This window comes from Streptomyces sp. NPDC088354 (genome assembly GCF_044753585.1).
GTDB lineage: Bacteria > Actinomycetota > Actinomycetes > Streptomycetales > Streptomycetaceae > Actinacidiphila.
Genome location: NZ_JBIVNJ010000004.1, coordinates 194,458 through 209,091 on the forward strand (window position 1 = coordinate 194,458; position 14,634 = coordinate 209,091).

At 71.5% G+C, this 14,634-nt stretch carries 9 protein-coding genes; 4 read left to right on the plus strand and 5 right to left on the minus strand.

The annotated features are described in order from the left end of the window. Positions 1–9: 9 nt before the first annotated feature. From ACIP98_RS09200 to ACIP98_RS09210, 3 genes are read right to left on the minus strand one after another with little or no spacing between them, the layout of a single operon-like run. Complete coding sequence (locus tag ACIP98_RS09200) at positions 10–1,836, minus strand: alkyl sulfatase dimerization domain-containing protein (RefSeq protein WP_319661119.1); 1,827 nt, start codon at positions 1,834–1,836, stop codon at positions 10–12. Between the two features lie 38 nt (positions 1,837–1,874). Beyond that, complete coding sequence (locus ACIP98_RS09205) at positions 1,875–2,915, minus strand: glycoside hydrolase family 113 (protein ID WP_401974631.1); 1,041 nt, start codon at positions 2,913–2,915, stop codon at positions 1,875–1,877. Beyond that, a complete protein-coding gene (locus ACIP98_RS09210; RefSeq protein ID WP_401974634.1) occupies positions 2,912–4,744 on the minus strand; it encodes a DUF2334 domain-containing protein in 1,833 nt (610 codons plus the stop codon). The genes ACIP98_RS09205 and ACIP98_RS09210 overlap by 4 nt, the downstream gene beginning before the upstream one ends. 415 nt (positions 4,745–5,159) lie before the next feature. On the opposite strand from ACIP98_RS09210, the gene ACIP98_RS09215 reads away from it, so the two are divergent. The 4 genes from ACIP98_RS09215 to ACIP98_RS09230 all read left to right on the plus strand — a co-directional run bounded on the left by ACIP98_RS09215 (position 5,160) and on the right by ACIP98_RS09230 (position 8,534). Continuing rightward, complete coding sequence (locus ACIP98_RS09215; protein WP_401974636.1) at positions 5,160–5,285, plus strand: hypothetical protein; 126 nt, start codon at positions 5,160–5,162, stop codon at positions 5,283–5,285. Further along, the gene (locus tag ACIP98_RS09220; RefSeq protein ID WP_401974638.1) at positions 5,282–6,532 is read left to right on the plus strand and encodes a glycosyltransferase family 2 protein; all 1,251 of its coding nucleotides are present in this window, start codon (positions 5,282–5,284) and stop codon (positions 6,530–6,532) included. The genes ACIP98_RS09215 and ACIP98_RS09220 overlap by 4 nt, the downstream gene beginning before the upstream one ends. A 65-nt stretch (positions 6,533–6,597) precedes the next feature. Next, positions 6,598–7,824: a non-hydrolyzing UDP-N-acetylglucosamine 2-epimerase gene (gene wecB / locus ACIP98_RS09225; protein ID WP_319661114.1), complete on the plus strand. Its 1,227-nt coding sequence runs from the start codon at positions 6,598–6,600 to the stop codon at positions 7,822–7,824. Continuing rightward, positions 7,821–8,534 carry a calcium-binding protein gene (locus ACIP98_RS09230; RefSeq protein ID WP_401974641.1) on the plus strand — a complete coding sequence of 238 codons (714 nt, stop codon included), beginning with the start codon at positions 7,821–7,823 and terminating at the stop codon, positions 8,532–8,534. The genes wecB and ACIP98_RS09230 overlap by 4 nt, the downstream gene beginning before the upstream one ends. 64 nt (positions 8,535–8,598) lie before the next feature. On the opposite strand, the gene ACIP98_RS09235 is transcribed toward ACIP98_RS09230, so the two are convergent. Beyond that, positions 8,599–10,059 carry a glutamate synthase subunit beta gene (locus ACIP98_RS09235; protein WP_319661112.1) on the minus strand — a complete coding sequence of 487 codons (1,461 nt, stop codon included), beginning with the start codon at positions 10,057–10,059 and terminating at the stop codon, positions 8,599–8,601. Beyond that, complete coding sequence (gene gltB / locus ACIP98_RS09240) at positions 10,052–14,593, minus strand: glutamate synthase large subunit (protein ID WP_401974832.1); 4,542 nt, start codon at positions 14,591–14,593, stop codon at positions 10,052–10,054. The genes ACIP98_RS09235 and gltB overlap by 8 nt, the downstream gene beginning before the upstream one ends. Positions 14,594–14,634: the final 41 nt, after the last annotated feature.

The following is a 14,634-nucleotide window of genomic DNA, read 5'->3' on the forward strand; positions in this document are numbered from 1 at the left end:
GTCCCCGGGTCAGGGGGTGACGATGGCGAAGTCCCGGTCGGGGCCGTCCAGCAGGCCGACGAGGGTGGTCACCACCTTCAGGTCGCCCTCGTGCTCGATCCCGTCGAAACGTCCGCCCGCCAGGAGTCGTTGCAGTTCGGGCCGGGTCAGGGTGAGGGTGAGGTCGGCGTGCCGGTTGGGGCGGCCGTCCTGGGTGGAGTAGTGGGTGAGCGCCCCGTTGGAGAGGGTGAGGTGCCAGGTGCGGTGCTCGTCGGTGAGCCGCCAGTCGATGGTGAGGTGGGTGTCCCAGGCCCGGGGGCCGTTGACGCGGATGGCGAGCGAGTCGATCAACTGATCGACCGTCAGGGCCGCGGTGAGATCGGGGCCGGGGGTCGCGGTCGGGGTGGGGCTGATGCCGTCGCGCAGTTCCTTGGCGCCCATCAGGTAGAAGTTCCGCCAGGGACCGTTCTCGCAGCCGTGGCCCAGCCGGACGTAGACGGCGGCCAGTTCACCGCGCGCCGTGGTGTGCCCGGGGTCGGCGAAGACGGCGTGGTTGAGCAGGGTCGCGGCGAAGCGCAGGTCGCCCGCGTCGGCGTACTCCCCCGCCTTGGCGACGGTGGCGTCGACCCCGCCGAGGCAGTCGACGTACCGGCGCGCCTCCTCGGCCGGCGGGTGCTCCCACAGGTGGGCGGGGTTGCCGTCGAACCAGCCCATGTAGCGCTGGTAGACCGCCTTCACGTTGTGGCAGAGGGAGCCGTAGTAGCCGCGGTTGGCGTGGAGGCGCTCCAGGGCGGGCGGCAGCCGCAGCTCCTCGGCGATCTCGCTGCCGGTCATGCCCTGATTGAGCAGCCGCAGCGTCTGGTCGTGGAGGTAGGCGTACAGGTCGCGCTGGTGGGCCAGCAGCCGGTGGATGTTCTCCCGCCCCCAGGTGGGCCAGTGGTGGGAGGCGATGACGACGTCGACGGAGTTGCCGAACAGCACCAGCGACTCGTTGAGGTACTGGGCCCACTGGCGGGCGTCGCGGACCTGGGCGCCGCGCAGGGTCAGGATGTTGTGCATGGTGTGGGTGGCGTTCTCCGCCATGCACAGCACGCGCTTGCCCGGCAGCACGAAGTTCATCTCGGCGGGCGCCTCGGTGCCGGGAGTGAGCTGGAAGACGATGCGGACGCCGTCGAGGGTCTCGTCCTGCCCGGTGCGGGTGACGGAGACGGTCGGCCGGATCAGGGCGATGGCGCCGGTGGACACGGTCTGCCCGAGCCCGCAGCCGATCTGGCCCGCGGGGCCCTTGGGCAGTTCCGAGCCGTACATGTAGACGGCGCGGCGGTTCATCGCGGTGCCGGCGTAGACGTTCTCGCTGGCGGCGTGCTCCAGGAAGCCGGCCGGGGCGAGGACCGGGACCGGGTCGTGGCCGTAGGGGAGGACGCCGCGGGCGCCGCCGAAGTGGTCGACGTGGCAGTGGGTGTAGATGAGCGCGGTGACCGGGCGGTCGCCCCGGTGCTCGCGGTAGAGCGCCAGGGCGGCGGCCGCGGCCTCGGTGGAGTGCAGCGGGTCGATGACCACGACCCCGCGGTCGCCCTCCACGAGTGTCATGTTGGACAGGTCCAGGCCGCGGACCTGGTAGACGCCCTCGACGACCTCGAACAGACCCTGTTTCGCCGCGAGCCGGCTCTGCCGCCACAGGCCCGGGTGGGCGGTGTCGGGGCAGGGGCCCTGCAGGAAGGAGTAGGCGTCGTTGTCCCAGACCACCCGGCCGTCGTCGGCGGTGACGCGGCCGGGCGTCAGGGCGCCGAGGAAGCCGCGGTCGGCGTCGGCGAAGTCCGTGGTGTCCTCGTGGTCGGGGGGCGCGAGAGCGGTCATGGGAACACAATCCCAGCGATTCGCACCTTTTGTCTCGTTCATCTGCGCCACCAGCGGCGCAGCACCTCCTCGGCGGGTTTGCCGTGCGGGGTGTACGCCAGCCGCCGCGGTGTCTCGCCGCTGTCCGGCCAGTCGTCCCACATCCACCAGCACACCCCGGCCCACCAGCGCTCCCCCTCCAGGGCGCCGAGCAGCGCCTGGTAGGCGGCGGCCTGTTCGTCGTCGGCCGGGCGCGCGCTGACCGTCCAGGACCAGGGGGCCGTGGTCGTGCCGCGCTGGCTGACGTAGCCGGCCTCGGTGAACAGCACGCGGCGGTGCCGGCGGGCGGAGAAGGCGGCGAGCTCCCGGGCGATCGGCCGCCAGGCGGCACGCAGCCGGCCGACGTCGGTGGTGGCGTGACCGGCGAGCGGCCAGTACGCGTCGACGCCGATCAGGTCGAGGTCGTCCCAGAAGGGGACGTGCGCGTACTCGTCGTAGTTGGCGGCGTAGACCAGCGGTCCTCGGTAGTCCCGCCGGACGGCGCGGATGACCGCCCGCCAGGGGGCGCCGTCCCGCGAGGTGCCGGCCAGTTCGGTGCCGACGCAGACCTGCTCGACCCCGAGGTCCTCGGCCAGCCGCGCGTAGTGGGTGATGAAGCGGGTGTACGCGGCGAACCAGGCGGCGCGGTCGGCGGGCCGGATCCGCGCGCGGTCCTGGTCGCCGGGGAGGTCGACGTGCGGTTTGAGCAGCACCTTGAGCCCGGCGGCATGGGCCTCGCGGACGATCCGGCGCAGCGAGGCGTCGCTCGCGGTCTCTCCTGTGGTGTGCATCGACGCGTCGCCCGGTGCCGACTGGTACCAGGTGGGGGTGAGTGACACCCAGCCCGCCCCGGTGGCCGCGATGTCGCGCAGGTAGCGGCCGGCGGCGGGGCTGTCGTAGTCCTCGGCGGCCCAGGACGGCAGGGCGATCCCCCGCAGCCGGGAGGCCCCCGCGCCGGCCGGCGCGGGCGCGGGCGAGGAGGGGACGGTGGTGCATCCGGCGGTGACGGCGAGGACCGCCGCCGCCAGGATGGCGGCGGCGGTCCTCCGGATCAGGGTCACGTGAGCGCCGCGGGGCTGACGAAGGTGTAGCCGAGGGCGCGGATGCCGTCGACCGTCTCCTGGAGCGGCTGGACCGGGTTGTAGGGGTGGTAGAAGAAGCTGGCGAAGCCGTCGCGCACGGCGAGGTTCGCCTTGGCCGAGGCGATCAGGTCGGCGGGCAGCCGGGCCGGGTGGTTGTTGTACGCCTGGGGTTCGTAGTTGCCGATGTTCTCGGGCAGCACGGTGGTGCCGTACACGTCCTTCACCACGTAGGGGAAGAACTGGCCGATGAAGCGGTTGGGATCCCCCGCGGTACCGCTCAGCGTCCCGGAGAAGTACAGGGAACGCTCCAGGCGGGCCGTGTAGTTCTGCGCGAAGACCTTGTAGTCGGTGGCGGAGGCGGCGTAGTGCGGGGTGGTCCACAACTTCGGCGTCGGCAGCCCGGCGAGGAGGAACTGGGCCAGGCTCAGGGTGACCCGGGTCTGCGCCCACAGCGCGGAGTCCTCGGCGACCGGGCCGTCGTAGACCACGTTGTCGGCGCTGTCGACGTGGGCCCGGTAGAACTCGAAGTCGTCACCGGAGACGCCGTCGTAGGGGTTGGCGACGGTGCCGTACTGGTGGGTGTAGCCGTGGTTCATCAGGACGGCGCCGCGCGCCAGCATGTACTTCAGCGCGGAGACCACCTGCGGGCGCTGGACCAGGGTGACGGTCTCGGCACGGCCGTTGTTGTAGGTGCCGTGCGGGTCGGTGTGGACGGGGATGACGTTGATGCCGTACGGGATCCTCTGCGCGTAGAGGTAGTCGGCCGTCGCCCGCAGTTCGGCCGGGTCGGAGTCGGGGCTGATGTCCTCCAGCCGCAGCAGTGCCCGGTGCCGCTCGGGGGTGTTCGGCGCGAGGGCGTCGAAGAGCAGGTCCTCGAAGGCGATGACGCGGTCGCTCTCGGAGACGTAGGCGAACGGGATCTCGCCGACGTAGGTGAGGTTGCCTGAGCGCACCGCCCACGGGAAGGACGCGCCGGTGGCCGTGTCGACCGCCTGGGCCAGCGGGGTCACCGCCGGGTAGCCGGGCCCGGTCAGGATGGCGGGGCGCAGCACGCCGCCGTCCTGGCCCGCCGGGACCTTCCGGGTCAGGGTCTGGTTCCGGTACGTCACCTGCGTGACGGAGGCGGGGTCGAAGTACGACGTGCTGGGGTCCCAGCCGTAGGTGTTCTGGAACTGGGTGACCCCGGTGGCGTTCGCCAGTGACCAGATGTTGTCGCCGACCCAGGTCACCGGGTGGGTGGTGGTGACGACGTCCTGGTAGAACGCGGCCGGGACGGCGTCGGGGACGCTGCCGCCGTAGTACGTGGAGCCGAGGTAGACGGTCGCCGTGTACTGGTTCACCATGCCGGCGGTGTACTGCTGGACCGGCTTGGCGGTCACCGTGCCGAAGTGGCCGGCGAGGTTGGCGGTGGCCATGGCGTACAGCTCACCGAGCTGTCCGTAGGGCCCCGCGGTGTCGTAGAGCACGAGTGCCGAGGTGCCGGCGGCCACGGCGGCCGGCTTCGCGAGCAGGGCGGCGCGGGTGGCCGGCCGCTCCGCGGCGGCCTCCCGGGCCGGGCCCTCGGCGCGGCGGTCGCGGTCGGCGGCGAGCTGGGACTTCGCCCACGCGGCGAGGTCGATACTGCCGACGCCCGAGCGGCCGCCGAGGCTCTCGCCGTGCCGGTGGTGGCGGCCGCCGGGATCGGCTGCCGGGACGCGGCCCGCGGCATCGGCCGGGACGGTCAGGAATGCGGCGCCCATGAGCGACGCGACGAGCATGACGACGACGGAGACCCGGGACTTCCGTGGTCTCCCGATGCGGGATTGCATGTTTCCCCCCATTGCACCGAATGAACAGGCCGCTGATTGTTCAGACCGTCAATGCCCGCTGTCAACCGGATCATCGGATGTACAGTTCGTTCGATTGTTCATTCCATTACCGCGGCCAATCCCACTCGGAAGGGTGAATGACCTTCCAGCTTCACCCTCCTCACCTGGGAAAACGCAAGGCGTGCCGGACCGGCTCTCTCACGGGTGACGCCGCGGACGATGATCCTCTAAAAGTATCTGCTAACTTCCCTGAGGGAGTTTCGGCTCGACTTCGGAGCCGGAGCACATTGGGGGGAACTCACTCATGTACGGAAGGCCCGCACTGGGCACAATGCTGCCTCTTGCCGGTATGGCAGAGGCGACGAGAACCGTTCCTGGCATTCCGTTCGCCAGGGTTTTACAAATAGCAGCAGGAATGGGCTTCCTGCTGTACTGCCTGATCGCGTTCGGTCTGATCGCCGCACGACTGTGGCTGCACCGGCCGCTCGGACGGCCCGCCGTCCGGCCCTCGGCCCCGCAGCTCCCCGGGGGCGGCGGATGATCTCCCGGATCCCGCTCTGGGCCGCGACCGCGCTGATCGTGATGGCCGGTGCCTACAACACCGTGCTCTTCCTGCTCTCCAGACGGCGGATCCGCAGGTCCCGCCGCCCCGGCACACCCCGCTTCTACGTCTTCCTGCTGGCCTGCCTCAACGAGGAGAAGGTCATCGGCGAGAGTCTGGCGCGCATCACCTCACTGCCCGCCGACAGCTTCATGGCCCTGGTCATCGACGACGCCTCCGAGGACCGCACGGCCGATGTCGTCCGCACCGCCGCCACGAGCAGCGAGCGGGTCCGGCTCTACCGGCGCCAACTGCCCGACGCCCGGCGCGGCAAGGGCGCGGCGCTCAACGCCGGCGTACGCCATCTGCGGTCCTCGGGACTGCTCGGCGACCGCGACCCGCACGACGTGATCATCTGCGTGGTCGACGCCGACGGCCGGCTGGACCCGCACACCCTGCAGTCCGTGGACCCGTACTTCGACGACCCGGCCACCGGCGCCGTCCAGATCGGCGTGCGGATGTACAACCGCCACCTGGGCCTGCTCGCCCGGCTCCAGGACATGGAGTTCGTCGTCTACGGCGACGTCTTCCAGAGTGCCCGGCGCTTCATCGGCAGCGTGGGCATGGGCGGCAACGGGCAGTTCATGCGGCTGTCCGCGCTGGACTCGCTGGGCGGCGCCGGCCCGTGGAGCGACAGCCTCACCGAGGACCTCGACCTGGGCGTCCGGCTCATCGCCCGCGGCTGGCGCAACCAGTACTGCACCACCGCCGCGGTCTCCCAGCAGGCCGTGCTCGACGTGCGCCGGCTGGTGCGGCAGCGCTCCCGCTGGTTCCAGGGCCACCTGCAGTCGGCGAACCTCGTTCCGCTGATCCTGCGCGAGGTCGCCACCCGCCCGGCCCTCGACCTGCTGTACCACCTGTCCAGCCCGGTGCTGATCCTGCTCACCTCGCTGCTGCCGCTGTCCTTCCTGATCGCCCTCGCCGGCACCGTCGCCGCGTCCGTGCGGTCCGGCCACGCGCTCGTGTCGCCGATGTGGCTGCTCGGCCCGTACGTGCTGTCCTTCACCGCGGCCTATGTGTACGGGTTCGTCTACGCCAAGCGCGAGCGCACCCTCGGGCTGGTGCGCTCGGTCCTGGTCGCGCACGTTTTCATCCTCTACGGCTACATCTGGTTCGCCGCCGGATGGTGGGGCCTGTGGCGGATGGTCACCGGGAAGCGCACCTGGCTGAAGACCGCCCGCACCTGACACGCACCGCTCGTTCCCGTCGCCCACCGACCCACCGCACACCGCACACCGTCCCAGGGGGATCCATGTCCGCACGCTCCGCCGATGCGCCCGATGTTCCGGGCACCATCCGCGCGATGCTCGTCCTCGGCACCAGGCCGGAGGTGATCAAGCTGGCCCCCGTGGCCCGCGCGATGGCCGCCTCCGACCTCTTCGAACCGCTGGTGGTCACCACCGGGCAGCATCGCGAGATGCTCCACCAGATGCTGGACCTGCTCCGGGTCCCGGCCAGGACCGGCCTGGACGTGATGCGTGAGCGCCAGCAGCTGTCCGAACTGACCGCCCGTCTGGTGGAGGGTCTGGGCGAGGTCATCCGGGGCGACCGCCCGGATCTGGTCGTCGTCCAGGGCGACACCACCACCGCGCTGGCCGGGGCACTGGCCGCCTTCTACGAGCGGGTGCCCGTCGCCCACGTCGAGGCGGGCCTGCGCACCGGCGTCCTCGACAACCCCTTCCCCGAGGAGCTCAACCGGCGCCTCATCGGGCGCATCGCCCGCTGGCACTTCGCGCCCACCGCGCGGGCCGCCGGCCACCTGCGCGCCGAAGGGACCCCGGACACCCAGGTGTTCGTCACCGGCAACACCGTCATCGACAACCTGCTGTGGGTGATCGGCGAGGGCGTGGGCCGCAGCGCCTTCCCCGGCACCGGCCGCCGCCGGGTGCTGCTGACGCTGCACCGCAGGGAGAACCAGGGCGAGCGCATGCGCGCGATGGGCAGGGCGCTGCGCCGCCTGGGCGAGCGCGGTGACGTGGAGATCCTGCTGCCGCTGCACAAGAGCCCGGCCGTCCGCGAGGCCCTGCTCCCCGAACTGACCGGCCACCACGCGGTCCACGTCGTCGAGCCGCTGGGCTACCCGGACTTCGCGGCCACCCTGGCCGACTGCGAGCTGGTGCTCACCGACTCCGGCGGCATTCAGGAGGAGGCACCCGGTCTCGGCAAGCCCGCCCTGGTGCTGCGCACCACCACCGAGCGGCCCGAGGCCGTCGAGGCGGGCGCCGCCCGGCTCATCGGCACCGACCCCGAGGCGATCCTCGGCGCGGCGACCCGGCTGCTGGACGACCCGGCGGAGTACCACCGCATGGCGACCGCCGGCAATCCCTTCGGCGACGGGCTCGCGGCCGATCGCATCCTCGCCCAACTGGCCGAGGACTTCGGGGAGTTCGGCACGGACGTACGCGGTGGAGCCCTGCGCGGCGAACTCGCCGCGGCCGCTGCGCCGCCCCGGGCCGCGGAGCCGTACTCCAGGGCATGACCACCGCGCCCCGGTCCCTCGCGTCCGGGCCCCTCCCCCTCCCGCGGCGGAGGGGCCGCCGGCCTGCCGGGCTCGCGCTGGTGCTGCTGCTGGTGGTGGGCGGCGTCGTGTACGCCTGCACCGGGCCCGGCGCGGCGGCCCCCGGCTGGGAGGACGGCTCGGTGCACGGCCGCTGGCTGTCGGTGTACGACGGGTACGGCGACAACCGCGGCGACGACACCTCGCTGACGCTCTCCCCCGCCCCCTCGACCCGCCCCGACGAGACGCACGCCGGGCTGGTGGTCAGCACCGAGCGGTACACCGACATGACCTGGTCGGCGCACATGCGGGCGCTGCGCCGGCTGCGCTCCCCCGCGCCCAACCCGTGGGAGGTGCCCTGGCTGGTGTGGGGGTACAGCGACCCCGAGCACTTCTACTACGTCACCCTCAAGCCCAACGGCTGGGAACTGGGCAAGCGCGACCCCGCCTACCCCGGCGGCCAGCGCTTCCTGGCGACCGGCCCGGCGCCGTTCCCCCCGGGCCCGTGGTACGAGGTCGGGGTGGAGCAGCGCGGTGCCACGCTCACCGTCACGGTGGCCGGGCGCTTCCTGACCTCGTTCACCGACGCCGAACGGCCCTACACGAGCGGCAGCGTGGGCGCGTACACCGAGGACGCGCAGGCCGGCTTCGCCGGTATGCAAGTGCGGCGCCTGCCCTCGGCCGGGTGGTGAGGGCAGGCGCCGCCTTCCGTTCCGTACGCCGTTGTACGGGACAGCTCTCTTCTTCCTCGCGGGCTCAGACCGTCAGCGGCCGGTCGGTCGGGCGGATCGGGGCGGGCAGCGTGCTGGCGCCGGTCAGGAAGCGGTCCACCGCGCTGGCCGCGGAGCGGCCCTCGGCGATGGCCCACACGATCAGCGACTGTCCGCGGCCGGCGTCACCGGCGACGAAGACGCCCTCGACGTTGGTGGCGAAGTCCTTGTCGCGGGCCACGTTGCCGCGGGCGTCCATCTCCAGGCCCAACTGCTCGACCAGGCCGTTCTTCTGATCGGTGCCGGTGAAGCCCATGGCCAGGGTCACCAGGTCGGCCGGGATGACCTTCTCGGTGCCCGGCTGCGGGACGAACTTCCCGTCCTGGAAGACGACCTCGACCAGGTGCAGCGCCTTGACGTTGCCGTCCTCATCGCCCTCGAACTTCACGGTGTTGACGGCGTAGACCCGCTCACCGCCCTCCTCGTGCGCCGAGGTGACCTTGTACGTCATCGGCATGGTCGGCCAGGGCTGGTGCGCCGGACGGTCGTCGGACGGCCGCGGCATGATCTCCAGCTGGGTGACCGACAGCGCGCCCTGGCGGTGGGCGGTGCCGACGCAGTCCGCGCCGGTGTCGCCGCCGCCGATGACGACCACGTGCTTGCCGGCCGCGGTGATCGGCGGAGTGACGAAGTCGCCCTCCTGCACCTTGTTCGACAGCGGCAGGTACTCCATGGCCTGGTAGATGCCGCGCAGGTCGCGCCCCTCGGCGGGCAGGTCGCGCCACTGGGTGGCGCCGGCGGCGATGACGACCGCGTCGTACCGCTTGCGCAGCTTGGCGCCGTCGAGGTCGCGGCCGATCTCCACACCGGTGCGGAACTTGGTGCCCTCCGCGCGCATCTGCTCGATGCGGCGGTTGATGTGCCGCTTCTCCATCTTGAACTCGGGGATGCCGTAGCGCAGCAGGCCGCCGATACGGTCGGCGCGCTCGTACACCGCGACCGTGTGGCCGGCCCGGGTGAGCTGCTGGGCGGCGGCCAGGCCCGCCGGGCCCGAGCCGATGACGGCGACGGTCTTGCCCGACAGCCGGTCCGGGGGCTGCGGCGTGACGTCGCCGCTGTCCCAGGCCTTGTCGATGATGGTGACCTCGACGTTCTTGATGGTCACCGCGGGCTGGTTGATGCCCAGCACGCAGGCGGACTCACAGGGCGCCGGGCAGAGGCGGCCGGTGAACTCCGGGAAGTTGTTGGTCGCGTGCAGGCGCTCGCTGGCGGCCTTCCAGTCCTCGCGGAAGGCGTAGTCGTTCCACTCCGGGATCAGGTTCCCCAGCGGACACCCGTTGTGGCAGAAGGGGATGCCGCAGTCCATGCAGCGTCCGGCCTGCTGGGTGATGATCGGCAGCAGCCCGCCGGGAACGTAGACCTCGTTCCAGTCCCGCTTGCGCTCCTCGACCGGCCGGGTCGGAGCGGTCTCGCGGGGCGTGGTGAGGAAGCCCTTCGGGTCAGCCATTTGCCGCCTCCATCATCTTCGCGGTGGTCTCGGACTCGGAGAGTCCGGCCTGCTCGGCGGCGTTCTTGGCGGCGAGCACTGCCTTGTAGTCCCTCGGCATGACCTTGCCGAAGCGGGTCAGGGTGTTCCCCCAGTCGGCGAGGAGCTTCTCGGCCACCGTCGAGCCGGTCTCCTCGTGGTGGCGGCGCACCACGTCGTGCAGCCACTTGATGTCGTCCGCGTCCAGGTCCTCGACGTTCACCATGCCGGTGTTGACGCATCCGGGGTCGAGGTCGAGGACGTACGCGATGCCGCCGGACATGCCGGCCGCGAAGTTGCGGCCCGTCGGGCCGAGCACGACCGCCCGGCCGCCGGTCATGTACTCGCAGCCGTGGTCGCCCACACCCTCGGACACCACGGTGGCACCGGAGTTGCGGACGCAGAAGCGCTCGCCGGTGGTGCCGCGCAGGAACAGCTCACCGCCGGTGGCGCCGTACGCGATGGTGTTGCCCGCGATCGTCGAGTACTCGGCCAGGTGGTCGGCGCCCCGGTCCGGGCGGACGACGATCCGGCCGCCGGACAGGCCCTTGCCGACGTAGTCGTTGGCGTCGCCCTCCAGGCGCAGGGTGATCCCCTTGGGGAGGAAGGCGCCGAACGACTGGCCGGCCGAGCCGGTCAGGGTGACGTCGATGGTGTCGTCGGGCAGGCCCGCGCCACCGTACTTCTTCGTCACCTCGTGGCCGAGCATGGTGCCGACCGTGCGGTTGACGTTGCGGATCTTGACCTGGGCGCGCACCGGGTCACCGGTGTGCAGCGCGTCGCCGGCCAGCTCGATGAGCTCCTGGTCCAGCGCCTTGTCCAGGCCGTGGTCCTGCTCGGTGGTGCGGTGCAGCGCGGCACCCTCGGGCAGCTCGGGCACGTGGAAGAGCGGGGCCAGGTCCATGCCCTGTGCCTTCCAGTGGTCGACGGCCGCGGTGGTGTCGATCAGCTCGGCGTGGCCGACGGCCTCCTCGATCGAGCGGAAGCCCAGTTCCGCCAGGAGCTCGCGGACCTCCTGCGCGATGAACTCGAAGAAGTTCACCACGTACTCGGCCTTGCCGGAGAAGCGGTCGCGCAGCACCGGGTTCTGGGTCGCGATGCCGACCGGGCAGGTGTCCAGGTGGCAGACGCGCATCATCACGCAGCCGGAGACCACCAGGGGCGCGGTCGCGAAGCCGAACTCCTCGGCGCCCAGCAGGGCGGCGATGACCACGTCGCGGCCGGTCTTGAGCTGGCCGTCGGTCTGCACGACGATCCGGTCGCGCAGGCCGTTGAGCAGCAGCGTCTGCTGCGTCTCGGCCAGGCCCAGCTCCCACGGGCCGCCCGCGTGCTTCAGGGAGGTCAGCGGGGAGGCGCCGGTGCCGCCGTCGTGGCCGGAGATCAGCACGACGTCGGCGTGGGCCTTGGAGACGCCCGCCGCGACCGTGCCGACGCCGACCTCGGACACCAGCTTCACGTGGATGCGCGCGGCCGGGTTGGCGTTCTTGAGGTCGTGGATCAGCTGCGCCAGGTCCTCGATGGAGTAGATGTCGTGGTGCGGCGGCGGCGAGATCAGGCCGACACCGGGAGTGCTGTGCCGGGTCCTGCCGATCCACGGGTAGACCTTGTGGCCGGGCAGCTGGCCGCCCTCGCCGGGCTTGGCGCCCTGGGCCATCTTGATCTGGATGTCGTCGGCGTTGACCAGGTACTCCGAGGTCACGCCGAAGCGGCCGGAGGCGACCTGCTTGATCGCCGAGCGGCGCTCCGGGTCGTACAGGCGGTCCGGGTCCTCCCCGCCCTCACCGGTGTTGGACTTGCCGCCCAGCTGGTTCATGGCGATGGCGAGCGTCTCGTGCGCCTCGCGCGAGATGGAGCCGTACGACATCGCGCCGGTGGAGAAGCGCTTGACGATCTCGGAGACCGGCTCGACCTCGTCGACCGGGACGGGCTGCCGCTCCTCGTCCTTGAAGCGGAACAGACCGCGCAGCGTCATCAGCCGCTCGGACTGCTCGTTCACCCGGTTCGTGTACTGCTGGAAGATGTCGTAGCGGCGCGAGCGGGTGGCGTGCTGCAGCCGGAAGACCGTCTCGGGGTCGAACAGGTGCGGCTCGCCCTCGCGGCGCCACTGGTACTCGCCGCCGATCTCCAGCCGGCGGTGCGCCGACGCGATGCCGGAGGCGGGGTACGCCTTGGCGTGGCGGGCCGCGACCTCCTGGGCGATCACGTCGATCCCGGCGCCGCCGATCTTGCTGGTGGTGCCGTGGAAGTAGGTGTCGGTGAACTCGCCGTCCAGGCCGATCGCCTCGAAGACCTGCGCGCCGCGGTAGGAGGCGACGGTGGAGATGCCCATCTTGGACATCACCTTCAGCACGCCCTTGCCCAGCGCCTTGATCAGGTTCTTGATGGCCGTCTCGGGCTCCAGGCCGGAGATGAAGGTGCCCGCGCGCAGCAGGTCCTCGACCGACTCCATGGCCAGGTACGGGTTGACCGCGGCGGCGCCGTAGCCGATCAGCAGCGCGACGTGGTGGACCTCGCGGACGTCGCCGGCCTCGACCAGCAGGCCCACCTGGGTGCGCTGCTTGGTGCGGATGAGGTGGTGGTGGACGGCCGAGGTGAGCAGAAGCGACGGGATCGGCGCGTGCTCGGCGTCGGAGTGCCGGTCGGACAGCACGATGAAGCGGGCGCCGGCCTCTATGGCGGCGTCGGCCTCGGCGCAGATCTCGGTGAGCCGGGCGGCCAGCGCGTCGCCGCCGCCGGAGACCCGGTACAGGCCCGACAGGGTCGCGGCCTTCAGGCCCGGCAGGTCGCCGTCGGCGTTGATGTGGATGAGCTTGGCCAGCTCGTCGTTGTCGATCACCGGGAACGGCATGGTGATGTTGCGACAGGAGGCCGGCGACGGCTCCAGCAGGTTGCCGGACGGGCCGACGACGCTGATCAGCGAGGTGACCAGTTCCTCGCGGATGGCGTCCAGCGGCGGGTTGGTGACCTGCGCGAAGAGCTGGGTGAAGTAGTCGAAGAGCAGCCGGGGCCGCTCCGACAGCGCCGCGATCGGCGAGTCGGTGCCCATGGAGCCCAGCGGCTCGCCGCCGGTCTTGGCCATCGGCGCCAGGATGATGCGCAGCTCCTCCTCGGTGTAGCCGAAGGTCTGCTGGCGGCGGGTGACCGAGGCGTGCGTGTGCACGATGTGCTCGCGCTCGGGCAGGTCGTCGAGGTGGATCAGCCCGGCGTCCAGCCACTCCCCGTAGGGGTGCTCGGCGGCGAGCTGCGACTTGATCTCGTCGTCCTCGATGATCCGGTGCTCGAGGGTGTCGACCAGGAACATCCGGCCGGGCTGCAGCCGGCCCTTGCGGACGATCCGCTCCGGGGCGATGTCGTCCAGGACGCCGGACTCCGAGGCGAGCACGACCAGGCCGTCGTCGGTGACCCAGTAGCGGCCGGGGCGCAGGCCGTTGCGGTCCAGGACCGCGCCGACGACGGAGCCGTCGGTGAAGGTCACGCAGGCCGGGCCGTCCCAGGGCTCCATCAAGGTGGAGTGGTAGCGGTAGAAGGCACGGCGGGCCGGGTCCATCGAGTCGTGGTTCTCCCACGCCTCGGGGATCATCATCAGCACGCTGTGCGGCAGCGAGCGGCCGCCGAGGTGCAGCAGCTCCAGCACCTCGTCGAAGGTCGCGGTGTCGGAGGCGTCCGGGGTGCAGACCGGGAAGATCCGCTCCAGGTCCCCGCTGAACAGCTCCGAGGCCAGCTGCGACTCGCGGGCGCGCATCCAGTTGCGGTTGCCCTTGACAGTGTTGATCTCACCGTTGTGGGCGACGAAGCGGTACGGGTGCGCCAGCGGCCAGCTCGGGAAGGTGTTGGTGGAGAAGCGCGAGTGGACCAGGGCGATCGCGGTGGCGAGGCGCGGGTCGGACAGGTCGGGGAAGAAGGGCTCCAGCTGGCCGGTGGTCAGCATGCCCTTGTAGACGATCGTGCGGGCGGACAGCGACGGGAAGTAGACGTCCGCCTCGCGCTCGGCGCGCTTGCGCAGCACGAAGGCGGGGCGGTCCAGGTCGATCCCGGCCCTCCGCTGCCCGTGCTCGCCCTGCACGTCGGTCACGAAGAGCTGCGAGAAGTACGGCATCGTCGAGCGGGCGGTGGCGCCCAGGCTCGCGGCGTCGGTCGGCACCTCGCGCCAGCCGAGGACGGTGAGGCCCTCCTCGGCGGCGATCCGCTCGATGGACTCGACGGCCTTGCGGCGGTCCTCGTCCTCGACGGGCAGGAAGGCCACGCCGACGGCGTACTGTCCGGCGGCGGGGAGCTCGAAACCGGCGACAGCCCTCAGGAACGCGTCCGGGATCTGCATCAGGATGCCCGCGCCGTCACCGGAGTCCGGCTCGGAGCCGGTGGCCCCGCGGTGCTCCAGATTGCGCAACACGGTCAGGGCCTGCTCGACGAGCGCGTGGTCCGCCTCACCGGTGAGGGTCGCCACGAAACCGACGCCGCATGCGTCGTGCTCGTTACGGGGGTCGTACATCCCCTGGGGGGCGGGACGCCCGTCCATGTGGGCCCGGCCGGAACCGGAGCCGGCGGGGCGGGGGTCTG